The sequence below is a fragment of the Peloplasma aerotolerans genome (assembly GCF_030012175.1).
Taxonomy (GTDB): Bacteria; Bacillota_I; Bacilli_A; order Acholeplasmatales; family Acholeplasmataceae; genus Peloplasma; species Peloplasma aerotolerans.
This window is the reverse complement of sequence record NZ_JASCXW010000001.1, coordinates 73815-89006: the sequence shown is the minus strand read 5'-3', so window position 1 is coordinate 89006 and position 15192 is coordinate 73815. Positions and strand designations below refer to the sequence as shown.

Genomic DNA, 15192 nt, shown 5'->3' with positions numbered 1-15192 from the left:
TTACGCACCTATATATTGAAGTCTAATAGCTTCACGTCTTAGTTCATCTCTAAACTTAGGATGAGCAATACTAATTAAGAGTTCTACACGTTCTGAAATTGATGTACCCCTTAGTGAGACACAACCATATTCAGTAACAACATAATCAACATCAGCTCTAGATAATGTTACCGCTGCACCTGGTTTTAAGAAAGGAACGATTTTAGAGATTTCTTCTCTTTCTCCTGTTTCAGGATTCTTAACATTTGCAGTCGAATAGAGTGTTATAAAGCTCATGCCACCTTTTGAATTTTGAGCACCAACTGCTGTGTCACTTTGACCACCAGTTCCTGAAAACTGTTTGTGTCCAATAGACTCTGATGCCACTTGTCCAGTTAGATCAACTTCAATGGTTGTATTAATGGATACTTGGTTATCATTAAGTCCAATGATTGCTGGATCGTTAACGTAGTGACCATTAAGAATTTGAACACTTGGATTGTTATCAATAAAATCATAAAGTTCTTGAGTACCTAAAGCGAAACAACAAACATGTTTACCATTATGTATTTTCTTCTTGAGTCCGTTTGCTGCACCTGATTTAACTAACTCCATTAAACCAGTTGTAAACATTTCGGTATGAATACCTAAATCTTTTTTATGCAATAAGGCATGTGCAACAGCATTAGGTATACCACCAATGCCAAGTTGCAATGTAGAACCGTCTTTAATTTTATCAGCAATGTAGTTACCAATCTTAATGTCTTTTTCATTAGGCTCAATATTTGGAAGTACTGGGGCTGGATAATCGACTTCAATTAAATAATCGACTTCACTGACGTGAACTTCTAAATCACCAAAAGTTCTTGGGAAGTTTGGGTTCACTTCTAATATCGAAATATCTGCAAGTCTCAACGCTTCTTTTTCATAGACATTAGATAGTGACAAAGAAACAAATCCGTGTTTGTCAGGTGGTGTTGCAGTGCCTACATATAAATTAGGTCTTGCATGTTCAAATCGTTTACGACCAGCTAGGTGTAAATGATTAGGTATAAAGCTTATATTTCCATTCTCATGCGCTTTTCTTAACGATGCTGCATAGAACCAGCTGTCAACTGAAAATGATGATTTATAAACAGGATTTGTAAAAAACTCAGCATTTTCAAATGGTAAACAATTTGTGACGCGAACGCCTTTAACTTCATTTGCACTCATGTGCAAAATCTTTAGAAATTCTTTAGGTTCAGCACCTGCCATACCAGATACAATGATATCGTTTGACTTAACAAGTTTGATTGCTTCTTGCACTGTGATTGTTTTTGGAGATTTCATAGTATGCCTCTTTTCTTAATTTAAATTAAGATGAGGGGAGAGTTTCCCCTCCCCATCATTTTAACATTTTTTATAAATTATCCTCTAATTTGTCCGATAGTTTCGATTTCTCTAACTTTGTCGAATGTGTTTGTAGTTGTATTGAATAACAATAATGACATTGCATCGATACCATGACGTTTACCGCCACCGAAATCTACAGTACCACCCATAGGGATATTGATTGGAGCTGATTCCATTGCCTTGATAAATGATTCCCAAGTTAATGTGTCATCACCAACACGTTCTAAACCTTGAATAAATACTTTCGCTGCGATATAACCAGCAATTGCAAATGAGTTCACCAACATTTGTTCTTTAGTAGGTTGATCTAAGAATGATGCATTATTAATTGCAGTCGCAAAATCAACAACGTCAGCTTGTCCAGATGTACTGAATACATCAACCCATGCGTTTGTATAAATTGGGAAACCATAATCAGTATCAGGATCAACAGCAGTTGGATCAGCATTTACATATGATGTGAATACTGGAACTTCCATATCTAGAGTTTCCATAACACCAATAGCAGCCTTGAATGGAGCTTGGTTACTTGCAACGATAACTGCAGCTACACCTTGAGAACGGAAGTTTTCAATCGCAGTACTTAATGCAGCAGTTTCAGCAGCAGCAAATGAACTGTAAATAAAGTTTGCATTTACGCCTAATGTTTTAGCTTCAATTTCAATACCATCTCTAATTGAAACGCCATCATCTGTTAAAGTGTATAGTACACCAATTTTTGCATTTGCAGGAAGTGCTTGATTGCCAGCAGCTCCATAAACTTCTTCATTGATTGCACGAGCAGTCATAATACGACCATCAGTTAAGTAGATTGGTTGAACTGGCATAACAGGATCTAAAGGAGCTCTTTCACTATATAGAACGTTAACACCTGTTGCAGCATATACCATAGGTATACCAGCTTCTCTAATGACACCAAGTGTACTACTTACTGTAGGTGTTCCAAAATGTCCAACTAATGCGAAGACTTTGTCTTCATTAATCAATTGTCTTGTGTTTGTTAAACCAACTGTACCATCAAATCCATCATCTCTATTAACATATTGGATTTCACGACCACCAATACCACCAGCTTCATTCACTTCTTCAAATGCAGCACGCATACCATAACTAAATGGCAAACCTACAAATGATAAAGGACCAGCTAGTACTGCAGTATTACCAACTTTGATTGTTGTGTCAGTGATACCTTGAACAGTTACTGCACGAACTTCAGCATAGAAACTAGTTGAAACATCTTCAAATGTTACAGTAACATCGTAGATACCAACAACACCAGCAACAAATCCTGAAAGTGTGTAATCAGTTGAATTAAGAACAGCTTTTCTACCTGTATTGTAAATAACTTCTACAGATAAACCAGCAGGATTAAATTCTTCTTGACGATTGTAGATTTGTTGAGTAGGAACAGATAAGATGTTCAATCCTAATGCTTCTTCCTCAGCTTCTGGATCAAATACAGCAACACCAAATGTTGCAGTTTTGCCTTCATGAGTTACTGTTACAGTTTTTAAACCTGTAGTTGCAGAATTAAATCCACTTACAGTATATTCTGAAGACGTTAATACACGATCAGTGCCATCTGTAAAAATGACAGTGACAACCATACCAGCAGAACTAAACTCTTCACCAATGATGTATTCTACTTTTGTTGGTGGAGTTACAGTTATGCGGTCAACTCCGACTTCTGTTTCGCCGCAAGCAGCCAAACCGAATGTAGCAAGTAATACGATAAATAAAGCTACGATTCTTTTCATAAATATTTTTCTCCTCTTTCTTTTGCCTTATTGGCAAGTTATTATATTTTCTTGTTTCTTTGAAACAATTGAACCCTAATGTGATGAACCTAAATAAGCGTTGATGAGCTGCTCGTCGTTGAGTAGCTTTTCTCCAGTGCCTTCTGTGATGATTTTGCCTAATTCTAATATATAAGCATAATCAGCAATTTTAAGCGTTTGATAAGCATTTTGCTCTACGATCAAGATGGTTCGTCCTTCGTCCTTGATCCGTTTAACAATGTCAAATATGTCTCTTACAATCAGTGGTGCTAAACCTAGTGATGGTTCATCTAACAATAAGACTTTTGGATTTCCCATTAATGCTCTACCGATGGCTAGCATTTGTTGTTCACCACCTGATAGTGTAGATGCTTGTTGTTTTTTTCTTTCTCTTAAGATTGGGAAATAGCCATAGACTTCATTAAGCAGTTGATTGACTAAGTTTTTTCTTTTTGTAACTTCAATTTTCTCTACACCATCTTGGTCTTTAACTGTTTTTTTGGTGTTCTTTAACGAGTATGCACCAACCAATAAGTTTTCTTCAACCGTTAAACCATTTAAGATCATACGTCCTTCAGGTGCTTGGACAATACCTTTTGCTGTGATTCTAAAAGGATCTTTGTTTTCAATGTTCTCTCCATCAAAGCGAATATGTCCTGATTTAACTTTGACAACACCAGATATGGATCGAATGGTTGTTGATTTTCCTGCGCCATTCGCACCTAAGATAGCAACAATACTGCCTTCATTAACGTCCATATTGATACCTTTAACTGCACGAATAATACCATAGTCAATGATTAAGTCACGTATTTCTAAGATTGCCATATTATTCGCCTCCTAAATAAGCTTCTTGAACAACTTTGTTGGTCTTAATTTCTTTTGGAGTACCAATTGCAAGTTTCTTACCAAATGATATTGCACAGATGGTATCGCAAAGTTCCATAACTAATCCCATATCGTGTTCAACTAAGAAGATTGTGCAGTCATACTCTTTTTGAATCTTTCTAATCGTTTTCACTAATTTTTTAGATTCTAGATCATTTAGACCAGCTGCAGGTTCGTCAAGAATAATCAAATTTGGATTTGACATTAATGTTCTTGCAAGTTCTATGAGTTTTAAGACACCATAAGGTAGACCGATTGGATAAAAATCTTTATACGCTATGAGTTCCAAATCGGTTAAGATTTTAATAGCTTTAGCTTTTAGGATTTCATCTTCACGTTTAAATTTTGGACTGTGAATTAGATGACCGAAAAATCCTGTTTGATATTGACGATGTGAAGCAACCAGTAAGTTATCTAGTATGGATAATTCCCAAATAAGTTCAACATTTTGAAAAGTTCTCACAATACCATGTTTGATGACATCGTGAACATGATATTGTGATAGATCAACAACATCATTGGTTTTATCACGATATAACATCCGACCACCAGTTTGTTTATAAAACTGTGTGATACAGTTGAAGACTGTTGTTTTACCAGCACCGTTTGGTCCGATCAGTCCGAATATTTCACCTTTTTTTACATCAAATGATAATTGATTTACTGCTGTTAAACCACCAAACTTCATCGTTAGTCCTTCTAGTTTTAAAATGACATCATCATTCATTTCTAGTAGAGGGAGATCTTTTTGTAGATCTTTTTTCTTTTCAATTGCTCGAATCAGTTTTTTGTTTAATAATTCATTAGCTTGATTCACTTTTTCTTGTTGGTTTATCAATTTTTCGTTATCTTCTTGAATCAATTTTTGCTCATATGCTTGATATTCAAGATTAAGTCTTTGTTCTTCAGCGTTAAAGAATTTTTTATTTTCTTCAATTTCTTCAGGTGAATAACCTTCAATTTCATACTTAGTAACGATTTTTTCTTTCTTTTCGTTATAAGCTTCATTGAGGTGGTTGAGTTGTTCTAAATGTTTTTCTTCATGTCTCTTCATTTGATCGGGTTGTTTTTTGGTTTTTCTCTTTAATGTTTGATTGATTGCTCTTTTCTTCCAATAAAACCATTGATCAAGTTGATCCATCTCTTTTTTTGAAAATGTTTCTAGATACTCTTTTTTAGATAATGTCTTACTTACCAATTCTAGTAAATACGCGTGATGTTTATCTTTGAGTACTTGAAGACTTTTTTCTCTTTTTTCAGTATACTTTTCATTTAAGACATCTGGATAAGATGTGTTGTTTTCAATCTTTTGTCTAATATTTTCAATTTTTTGGTTTAATAACTTGTTTTCAAATGTTGATTTAATTTTTGCCATAACGATACTCCTTCCATGATGTCGCTAGTTTGTTGTAGAGTCGTTTTGCATATCCACTTAAATCTTTAAAGAGTCTTATTAAACCACCTGGATAATACATAACCACTAAGATGATTAATACACCATTAATGATATAAGAAGCATTACCATAGGTTTGGAAAAATGGAATACTCTTTAAAACGAGTTGATCAAAACCAAAAATAATAAATGTCCCTAAACCTACACCCCAAATAGATTTAGATCCTCCAATAACTATGGCTGCCAATATATTCAGTGATAAAGCTAAATTCCACAAGTTAGGAATCGTTGATCGACTATATGACATATAGAGCATACCACCAATAACAGCAAGAACGGTTGCGATAACAAAGGTTAATAAACGATATTTTAAAACGCTTATACCCATTGCCTGTGCGGCTGATGTCGAGTTTTTAATCGATAACATTGCTCTACCCGTAGGGCTGTTCACAAGATTGACAACAGCAATCATCGTTAAAATCAAGAATAAGACTAAAATATAATAAACCATATGTTCTCGAAATAGAATGCCAAAGATAGAAAAGCGATCAATTTGAAACCCTAGTAAACCATTTGTAATAGGGGTTGCAAATTTAAAGAATTCAACTAAGACTTCTGATAACCCCAATGTAATGATTGCTAGATACATACCTTCAATCCTAAGCGAAATAAACCCAACAATCGTCCCTAAGATGATTGCGATAACGATACCCATAATAAATGCAACCAATAAAGGTAGTCCTAGTTTGCCTAAGCTAAAGGCTACTACATAAGAGCCAACACCAATGAAACCAGCAGTCCCTAATGATGCTAAACCTGCATAACCAAGTAATAATGTAAACCCTAAACCAACAATCATATAAATCCACATGTTTGCTAATATATCCACAGCTGATGGTCTAATGAGACCAGCGGTACCTAAAACTTGAACTAAAATCATTAATAATGCTGCGATAAAGATTCCGAAAAATGGATGCTTCGTGAATTGAACTATTTTTTGGTGTATTTTATTCTCTTTGCTTGTTTTATATTTTTCAAGTATCATCATTACACCTTCTTCGCTATCTTTTTCCCAAATAAACCAACAGGTTTAATTAAGATGAGTAATAAAACTAAGATATATACAATGGCGTTTGCCCACGTATTAGAGATAAATTGCCATGCCAATACTCTAGCAAATGGAATAATGATTGCAGCTATAACTGGACCACCAAATGATGAGAAACCACCTAAAATGGCTGCTAAGAAACCATTAACCTGAAGACCAATCATCATATCTGGAGCTAATGTATAAACAGTTGGTGCATATAATGCTGCAGCTAAAGCTCCAAGACCACCAGCAATACCCCAACTCATTGCAGTAATGAACTTCGTGTTGACGCCCATCATGCTCGCAACAACTTCATTAGATGCAGTTGCGCGTACACCAAGACCCCATTTCGTATACTTAAGCATAACGAATAAGACGATTAAAACAACTGCTGCAATAATAATAGATATCAAGTTATGACTAGGAATAAACCAAGGAACTGTACCGCCAACGTTGACTCTAAATACTTTAGTTGATAAAAATCTTGGCGTTGCTAAAGGAAATATTCCAAAAACAATTGGTAATATACCTGAAATCACTAAAATAATACCCATTGTAATCATTTGCTTGGTTACAGCATTTGAATACTTCGCTTTTCGAATAATAAAGACATCAATAAACATTCCAAATAGAAATCCAACAATAATCCCAATTAATATTGAAATTATTAATAGTATCAAAGAACTCATATTAGGAAATTGCACAATAAAGAATTTGCTAAACAGTGAAGTTATTGTATATGCCGAAAACATCGCTATCGAACCTTGTGCAAAGTTCGTTGTAAACGATGTTCTAAAGATTAAAACTATTGCCATGGTAACAAGTGCTAAGAATGCTGCACCGGTTAATCCTTGGAAAAACATTGATAAAATTTGCTGTAAAGTCATGTCAACCCCACCTTATTATGTTTGCAGCCCAAACATAGCCAATACCAGCTGCTAGCATACAAACGACGCTACCATCTTTTACTTGTCCAGTCTCTAGAGCTAAATGAAGTGATAATATTTGATCAATTTGACCAATATGACCATAATCTTCTAGATAAATCGATTGTTTACTTGTTAAACCTAATTCCTTAAGCATTGCTTCATGACCAGAGCGTTTGATATGTAGTATACCTAAGTAATCAATATCTTTTCTCGTCATATTAGATTTTCTAAGTGCTTCATCAATACATTTATACCAATTCGGCATTGAAACCTCATTTAATCGATTTTTCATTTTAATAGGATCCATTAATCTTAATGATTTTTTAGATTCTTTTAGATTTTCAGGCGTAATTGGATTGCATAAGCCCCCAATTTCAACACCTGCAGTTCTTGATAATGAACCATCTGAAATCATATGAGATCCTAAAAGTATGTTTTTGTTGTGGTTTTTCTTTAAAATAATTGCACCACCACCAGCTCCAAGATTGTACATCATTGACATATCTTTATCAGCATAGTCCACAAAATCTCCATTGCGGTATCCACCAACGACCATAATGATATTGATTTCATCATCAGAAATCAACATATCCTTAGCCATCTTCATCGCAGATACAGTAGTACAACAACGGTTTTGAACATCTATGCCCCAAGCATTCAATGCACCAATACGATCTTGAATATATAAAGCTGAAGTTGTTAATGGATATTCTTTCCATTCTTCAGTGACACTTAAAATAACGTCGATGGTCAATGGGTCGATACCAGTATTCTTAATGGCATCTAATGCAGCAAGTGCACCCATTTCTTGAGTTCCATCCATAGGAAGTTTTCCTGGAACCACTTTTTCTCTAATGCCTAACTTGTCAATAACAGCTTGTTCACTCCATATACCTTTTGTAGCTTCAGCAATCTTGCTAGCTTGCATTCTATCTTTTGGTAAATAGATACCTGTTCCGACGATTCCTACATTGTTTTGATTCACAAGGAACCCCTTCTTTCTTTTGAAATTTTCGATTATAAACGCATGCCACCATTAACATTTAATGTTTGACCAGTAATATATGATGATTCCTTTGATGCTAAGAATACTGCAGCATCAGCGATTTCTTCAGGTTGTCCAAGGCGTCCTAACATTGTCATTTTTGCAAAACTATCTAATAATTCTTGAGGAACTGTTTTTAAGATGTCAGTCATGATGTATCCAGGAGCGATTGCGTTTACTCTAACGTTAGCACCTTTCCTAGCAAATTCTTTAGCCCAAGTCATGGTTAAGCCAATAACGCCTGCTTTAGTTGCTGCATAGTTTGCTTGACCGATATTTCCAAATAGTCCAACAACAGATGAGATGTTAATGATTGAACCATATTGATTCGTTTCCATCAGTGGACCAAATAAGCGTGTCATATTAAATACGCCTTTTAGGTTCACATCAATAACAGCATTCCATTGATCGTCCGTCATTTTTCTTGTCATCGCATCACGTGTAATGCCTGCGTTGTTTACTAAAATATCAACTTTACCATATTTTGCTACAACATCATCATAAAACATTTGTACACCAGGTACATCAGTTACATTGAGTTTATAACCAAATACATTTTTTTCTGTATATTCTAAATCACCCATATCAGCTGCAATCACTGTTGCACCTTCTTTAGCAAAAGCAATAGCGATTGCCTGGCCGATTCCTTTTGCACCACCAGTAATGACAGCAACTTTGTTATCTAATCTTCCCATAATAAGTCTCCTTTATATTTTTTTACTTAAACTTTTTTTAAAATAACTGCAGTACCCATACCGCCACCAATACATAGACTTGCTAAACCGTATTCGATTCTAGGTTGTTTAAGCATTTCGTGTAGAAGTGTAACCATAATACGATTTCCACTTGCCCCAACAGGGTGACCTAATGCAATGGCACCACCATTAATATTTGTTTTTGACATTAAATCTTCTTTTGTAATATCAAATGCGTCTGTTAACTCTTTAACAACACCAAGAGATTGAACAGCAAATGCTTCATTCAATTCAAACAATCCAATATCTTTAATGTTCAATTTTGCTTGTTTTAAAGCTTGTTGAATAGCAGGTGTTGGACCTAAACCCATAATGGAAGGATCAACACCACCTTGACCGACACCAACGATTTCAGCCAAAGGTTTTAAATTATATTTTTTAACAGCATCTTCACTTGCAAGCATCATAAAACTAGCACCATCATTAATTCCTGAGGAACTACCAGCAGTTACTGTACCATCTTTTTGAAAAGCAGGTCTTAAAGTTCCTAACTTCTCCAAAGATGTGCTTCTATTAATATATTCATCAGCATCAAAAGTGATGTCTGCTTTTCTCGTTTTTATAATAATAGGTACGATTTCTTCTTTAAACTTACCTTCATCTTGCGCTTTAGCTGCTTTTTGCTGTGAATCCCATGCAAACGCATCTTGCTCTTCACGAGTAATACTATACTTTTGAGCAATATGTTCAGCAGTAACACCCATATGATAACCTTCAAATGCATCTGTTAATGCATCATAAAGCATATGATCTCTTAAAGGCTGTTCACCCATCTTTAATCCTGATCTTACCTGTGCAGGTACTAAATAAGGTGTGCCACTCATAGATTCAACACCGCCAGCAACAACCAAATCATGTAAACCTAATGCGATATTAGAATATCCATTCATCACAGCTTTCATCCCACTACCACATACCATATTAACACCATACGCAGGTACAGTTGAAGGAATGCCAGAGTAAATCGAGATTTGTCGTGCGACACCTTGTTTCAATCCAGCTGGTAAAATATTACCTACTAAAACTTCATCAATCTTTTTAACATCAACTTTCGATTCCTCAAGAAGAACTTTTAAAACTTGTGAACCGAATTCAGCGGGATGCATCGGTGATAGTGTACCCATAAAAGAACCGATTGCACTGCGCTTTGCACCAACTACAAAAACTTTTTTCATTTTTAATTTCCTTTCTTAAAAGCGTTTTCAATAACTCCGTAAAAAATTGATTACACAAATTAAAAACAATACAATGGCTTAATCAAGTTGTTCTTAACCGTGTAACTCAAATTTCCTAACATGAATAGATGTTCATATTTCGATTTTATTTTATCATAGTGCATCTATAATGTCAATGATTTGCATGCGTTTTATGAATAATTGTACACCTTTATAAATAACAAAGATTTCAATTGTCCTTATCCATATAAAAAAAACAATTATAAGATGGAAGTAGGCCATAAAAAATAATCATTTTTGTAGATATCTTTGTTATACAAAGCATAAAGAAAACCCATCAAATGATTGATATCAAATGAATTAAATGCAAATTTATAAAAGATTTTTTCATTGTTTTTTTTCAATCTTTGATATACACTTATATTAGGTGATAACATGAATCAAACGAATTATCGTCTTCCAAAACGAAAAGATGGACAAAAAACATTTGATAACATTATTGAAACTGCAAGAAAGCTGTTTTCTAAAAATGGGTATCAAGCAACTTCAATCAACGAAATCATTGAAAAATCACGTATTGCTACGGGAACTTTCTACTTATATTTTGACGATAAATTCGCTTTATATTCTTATTTACTAAGCAAATACCGTAGATCCATCAGAAAAGCTATCTCAGAAGGCATTAAACACGCAGACACCCGTTATGAAAAAGAACGTTTAGGGATAAAAGCATTCTTAAAGTTCGCATGGGATGATCCTCTTGCATATCGTATCATTTGGGAATCAATGTTTGCAGATAAAGAATTATTCAAAGAATATTATCAAACATTTAGCCACGACTATGTCAGACAGTTAAGCCATGCAGTTCGAAATGGTGAGGTTAAAGATGATATCGATTTAGAAACATTATCATACATTTTAATGGGAATTTCAAACTTCGTCGGGTTACAAGTTTTATTTAGAGATACTTTAACTGATGCGGATTTAGAAAATATTACCGATAATGTGATGAAAGTCTTAAAATCAGGTATGTTCAGATAAGCTCAATTGAGCTTATTTTTTTAATAAAAAAGGCCTTAATCAGGCCTAATCTATGTCCTCTTCGGAGGATTCTTTTATTTTGTTAGTGCTAATACCAAGTAGCTTATAGAGACCGCTAAATTTGAAGTAACCAGTTACGAACATAATGATTGTTCCAACAAAGAACCACAAATTTACAATAAAAGATAATACAAGGAATACGATCGCTAAGAAATAACGAATGTACTGATCAATTGTTCCAATGTTTTCATTGTACTTCATACCATCACCTCTTTATATCTATATTATATTACAGATTAAAGATAAAGTCATAAATGATTTATTTTGAGTTTCGAAAGCTTTTTTAAATGAATGAGTCTTAACAATCCAAAAGTAAGTAGTATTATTGGAATGATGATGATTGTAGCAAAGATTAAGTAACTAGCTTTTGGTGCTAAATTAAAGTACATATATTCATAAATTTGTAGACCACTTTGGTTAAGATTATTTAATAAATAGCGTAGCATCAACACGGATAAACCAATCGCTAAAATCATCCATATGGACATTCTTAAAGTGTAGAATAAACTTAATTTTTTATCACTATAACCATTTGAACGACTCAGCAATGTATCTTGATAACTCCATCTAATAGATAGTCTAGATAAGACATAAGATGTCATGAGGGTTGTGACGAGTAAACCAAATGAAATCAAAGCATAATTTAATGAAAAACTATTAATGTAACTTTGCGTTTGTGAAGCCATCAAACGGTCAGCAGCATAAATTCCAATATCTTCATTTAAGAAACCAACATTTTCATAGAAAAATGCGACAGCTTTATCTTCTGGCCATACAAATAATGCCAAGATTTTTTCATTGAGTTCCCAATCATCACTTAGTGATAAATATAATCTTCTTAACTCACCATTTGTGTTGAAAGGTTTTTGATTTGGAAAGTAAACATGCATTTGATTTTCATCTAATGTATCACTTTCATATATACCATATACGGGTAATGAAATACTACGATATTGTGACTTAGATTGCAAGTAATTATAATGAAATGTCCCAGCACTAAATTCAAAAGATTCATATAAATCTAAATCGTTGACAAACGATTCGGTTATTTCACCAACATCAACACCTAAAAGATGAGCAAGTTGATGATTAGAAATCAACATTCCACGAGGATTTCTGAAATCTGGAGAAATATCACCAATAAATGTTAAGTGATCAGTTGAAGTCACTACATTTAACTTTCTAATATCTGTATCAATCATATAACCATATTGTTCAGAAGTATAAAAGGCTGTTTCCATGACGGAATATGATTTGGATTCAGCAATGACAGATGATAATAATGAGGAACTACCATATATAGATTGCAATTCAGCTAAATATATTTTTTCAATTGGATAATCTACATGGTTGGTTTGTTTAATATAATCAAACTGTGTATAAATACTTTTTAGAATACCAGATATTTCAATCGTTAAATTGGTATCTCGATCATTTAAGACTAAACCAATCATATCTTCTCTTGTTTGTACGGATAATAACCCTGTTTGAAGCAATTGGTCAGCCATATAATCATAAATGAGAATTTGTTGAGATTGACTTGGTAATGACCCATATAATAAAGGTTCATGGAATCTTGAATAATCGTCTACAACAATGATCTCAGTAAAATGGATAGCATCATAGGTCTTTGAAAAATCAAAAGTTGCTTCAGAAAAATCATATTCAAAGAAATCCTGTATTGACTTATTAAAGTAATATGCAGGATAAACCGGTAATAAATTCCCAGTTTTACCTCTAATACCTGATATATAATTTAAACTGACATCATCAATAGCATGTGTTCCAGCACGGACAATAAATGGCCAACCAAATGTATAAGCACGCTCTTGATATTTTTGGAGTGGAACAATATATGACTCATTTTGTTCCATCGTATAAGCCATGGTTTGATTCAAATCAAAATCTCTTAAAGCGAAAAATGAACCAAGAAATGAAAGCACAAGCGTTAAGGATAACGTAAATAGCATCAATCCAACAATTCTTTTACCCAACTGCAAAACAGAAAGGTTTGGTATGTTTTTTGTGTTTTCAGTATCTTTAGTAAGCTCAATAAGAGAACCTTTTATTTTTTTCTTCTTGATAATAGTATCTGATATAATCTTTCCGAATTCAATTTCAATCACACGATCAGCATAGACTTGTGCAAGCTCTTTTTGCTCAGTTGCAATGACAACCAATCGATCTTTAGATAATTCATTTAATGAATCCATCATATCTATATCAGGATCATCAATGATAATAACTTTCGAATCTTTTGCTATTGCTTTAGCTAAACCTGCTTTTTGTCCCTCTAAACGCGTTAGAAGTAATCCTAACGACTTTGCTTTATCATTAATCTTTGCTTGGTGAAGCGATTGATTCACTAAATCTTGATCACGCTTAACTTGTTTAACAGATTGTTTAACGGTTTGTAATCTTTTAACATTATGATTTTCAAAAATCGTAGATACATAAGTAATTAAATGCTTGCTTTTTTCGCCTTTGCGTTCAAAGCCAGCTAAAGTACCATCATAAAAAACATCTCCAAAAGAAGGTTTATCTAAACCACTTAAGATTTTTAGTAATGATGTTTTTCCACTTTTCTTAGGGCCAATAATAAAAACCATTCCTTTTTGCGGGAATGTTAAAGACACGTTATGTAAGGCAATAACCCTCTCTTTTTTAGAAGCTGGATATAGCTTCGTTACCCATTTAAGTTCAATCATCGTATGTACCTCGCTTTTCTTATTGTAGCATTAAAAAGACAATAAGTAAATGTGATAAAACAAAAAAAGGAAACGAGTTCCTTTGTCTGATCATAAACCTAATATATGGGTGTTACAGTTATTTTAGAACCATCACAAGGTATATCTAATCTGCAATTGAGTTTGTCTTCAATACCTTGACCGAGTTCAAATCTAAAGAAATCGATGATTTGAACATGATGTTCATATAGAATCGCTTCAACAGTTTTATCATCTTCATAAATAAATGGTTGTGTATACAATGTAATACTTTCTAAATATTGATGAAATGCTTTTTCATCAAACTGACCGTGTTTTTTCTCAAACATAAATTTCTCATAATTCATCGTGTCAATATCAATATAAGATAGATCTAAATAAATAGGTGAAGTTGCAGCAATCTGTAAAGCTAAATCACGTGCTAACTTTTCATTTTGTTGGTTTAAGATGACTAAAGTAACGACCCTTCCACCGCCATGAAAATAAGTGCCAAAGGTTTGATTTGATGCTTTTAGAACACGATAAAAACGTCGCAAATTAACCTTTTCTTGAATCGTTGCACTCACTTTCTTAATATGTGATTCAATATTTGTCTCAAAGATGTCGAGCTTTAATGCAGATTTAGCATTGCTAACGTCTGAGTCGATTAACCTTTCACCTAAGTCATTAACGAGTTTCAAAAAGTCTTCGTTTTTAGCAACAAAATCAGTTTCTGCATTCACTTCAAATAAAATAGCTTCATCATCTTTTATAACAACATGACATAAACCTTTAGAAGCGACTCGGTCATTTGTTTTAGGAGCTTCATATGTTTCATTTAAATACGCTAAAGCTTTGTCATAATCGTTGTGATTTAATGCCAATGCTTTTTTACATTCAAGCACACCTCTATTCGTTTGTTCTCTCAGTTTTTTAATAAGATTTGTGTCCATAGTTCC

At 33.7% G+C, this 15192-nt stretch carries 13 protein-coding genes; 1 reads left to right on the top strand and 12 read right to left on the bottom strand.

What is annotated here, in order from left to right; translation table 11 throughout:
• From QJ521_RS00395 to QJ521_RS00355, 9 genes are all read right to left on the bottom strand, one after another.
• Window positions 1–1311, bottom strand: a complete 1311-nt coding sequence (locus tag QJ521_RS00395) for an acetyl-CoA hydrolase/transferase family protein (protein ID WP_282838391.1) — start codon at window positions 1309–1311, stop codon at window positions 1–3.
• A gap of 77 nt (window positions 1312–1388) precedes the next feature.
• The gene (locus tag QJ521_RS00390; protein WP_282838389.1) at window positions 1389–3131 is read right to left on the bottom strand and encodes an ABC transporter substrate-binding protein; all 1743 of its coding nucleotides are present in this window, start codon (window positions 3129–3131) and stop codon (window positions 1389–1391) included.
• Between the two features lie 75 nt (window positions 3132–3206).
• Entirely contained in the window at window positions 3207–3980 is a 774-nt protein-coding gene (locus tag QJ521_RS00385) for an ABC transporter ATP-binding protein (RefSeq protein WP_282838388.1), read from the bottom strand.
• Between the two features lies 1 nt (window position 3981).
• A complete protein-coding gene (locus QJ521_RS00380; protein WP_282838387.1) occupies window positions 3982–5415 on the bottom strand; it encodes an ABC transporter ATP-binding protein in 1434 nt (477 codons plus the stop codon).
• The gene (locus tag QJ521_RS00375) at window positions 5402–6478 is read right to left on the bottom strand and encodes a branched-chain amino acid ABC transporter permease (protein WP_282838386.1); all 1077 of its coding nucleotides are present in this window, start codon (window positions 6476–6478) and stop codon (window positions 5402–5404) included. Before QJ521_RS00375 ends, QJ521_RS00380 begins: the two co-directional genes overlap by 14 nt.
• Before the next feature lie 2 nt (window positions 6479–6480).
• Entirely contained in the window at window positions 6481–7410 is a 930-nt protein-coding gene (locus QJ521_RS00370; RefSeq protein WP_282838384.1) for a branched-chain amino acid ABC transporter permease, read from the bottom strand.
• Between the two features lies 1 nt (window position 7411).
• Window positions 7412–8437, bottom strand: a complete 1026-nt coding sequence (locus QJ521_RS00365) for a 3-oxoacyl-ACP synthase (protein WP_282838382.1) — start codon at window positions 8435–8437, stop codon at window positions 7412–7414.
• Between the two features lie 32 nt (window positions 8438–8469).
• Window positions 8470–9192, bottom strand: coding sequence for a beta-ketoacyl-ACP reductase (locus QJ521_RS00360; RefSeq protein WP_282838381.1), 723 nt, complete (start codon window positions 9190–9192; stop codon window positions 8470–8472).
• 26 nt (window positions 9193–9218) lie between these two features.
• Window positions 9219–10427 carry an acetyl-CoA C-acetyltransferase gene (locus QJ521_RS00355; RefSeq protein WP_282838380.1) on the bottom strand — a complete coding sequence of 403 codons (1209 nt, stop codon included), beginning with the start codon at window positions 10425–10427 and terminating at the stop codon, window positions 9219–9221.
• A 435-nt stretch (window positions 10428–10862) separates the two neighbouring features.
• Between QJ521_RS00355 and QJ521_RS00350 the strand changes: the two genes are divergently transcribed.
• Window positions 10863–11468, top strand: coding sequence for a TetR/AcrR family transcriptional regulator (locus QJ521_RS00350; RefSeq protein WP_282838379.1), 606 nt, complete (start codon window positions 10863–10865; stop codon window positions 11466–11468).
• Between the two features lie 45 nt (window positions 11469–11513).
• On the opposite strand, the gene QJ521_RS09695 is transcribed toward QJ521_RS00350, so the two are convergent.
• The 3 genes from QJ521_RS09695 to tsf all read right to left on the bottom strand — a co-directional run bounded on the left by QJ521_RS09695 (window position 11514) and on the right by tsf (window position 15186).
• Window positions 11514–11729, bottom strand: a complete 216-nt coding sequence (locus QJ521_RS09695; protein WP_430757343.1) for a YgaP family membrane protein — start codon at window positions 11727–11729, stop codon at window positions 11514–11516.
• 47 nt (window positions 11730–11776) lie between these two features.
• A complete protein-coding gene (locus QJ521_RS00345; protein WP_282838378.1) occupies window positions 11777–14236 on the bottom strand; it encodes an ATP-binding cassette domain-containing protein in 2460 nt (819 codons plus the stop codon).
• A 98-nt stretch (window positions 14237–14334) separates the two neighbouring features.
• Window positions 14335–15186, bottom strand: coding sequence for a translation elongation factor Ts (gene tsf, locus QJ521_RS00340; protein WP_282838377.1), 852 nt, complete (start codon window positions 15184–15186; stop codon window positions 14335–14337).
• Window positions 15187–15192 lie beyond the last annotated feature (6 nt).

Bases quoted from the DNA above. Each gene is read 5' to 3' on its own strand.
- QJ521_RS00360 (WP_282838381.1), bottom strand. From the start codon at position 9,192: ATGGGAAGATTAGATAACAAAGTTGCTGTCATTACTGGTGGTGCAAAA.
- QJ521_RS00345 (WP_282838378.1), bottom strand. From the start codon at position 14,236: ATGATTGAACTTAAATGGGTAACGAAGCTATATCCAGCTTCTAAAAAA.
- QJ521_RS00385 (WP_282838388.1), bottom strand. From the start codon at position 3,980: ATGGCAATCTTAGAAATACGTGACTTAATCATTGACTATGGTATTATT.
- QJ521_RS00380 (WP_282838387.1), bottom strand. From the start codon at position 5,415: ATGGCAAAAATTAAATCAACATTTGAAAACAAGTTATTAAACCAAAAA.
- QJ521_RS09695 (WP_430757343.1), bottom strand. From the start codon at position 11,729: ATGAAGTACAATGAAAACATTGGAACAATTGATCAGTACATTCGTTAT.
- QJ521_RS00355 (WP_282838380.1), bottom strand. From the start codon at position 10,427: ATGAAAAAAGTTTTTGTAGTTGGTGCAAAGCGCAGTGCAATCGGTTCT.
- QJ521_RS00395 (WP_282838391.1), bottom strand. From the start codon at position 1,311: ATGAAATCTCCAAAAACAATCACAGTGCAAGAAGCAATCAAACTTGTT.
- QJ521_RS00370 (WP_282838384.1), bottom strand. From the start codon at position 7,410: ATGACTTTACAGCAAATTTTATCAATGTTTTTCCAAGGATTAACCGGT.
- QJ521_RS00390 (WP_282838389.1), bottom strand. From the start codon at position 3,131: ATGAAAAGAATCGTAGCTTTATTTATCGTATTACTTGCTACATTCGGT.
- tsf (WP_282838377.1), bottom strand. From the start codon at position 15,186: ATGGACACAAATCTTATTAAAAAACTGAGAGAACAAACGAATAGAGGT.
- QJ521_RS00350 (WP_282838379.1), top strand. From the start codon at position 10,863: ATGAATCAAACGAATTATCGTCTTCCAAAACGAAAAGATGGACAAAAA.
- QJ521_RS00375 (WP_282838386.1), bottom strand. From the start codon at position 6,478: ATGATACTTGAAAAATATAAAACAAGCAAAGAGAATAAAATACACCAA.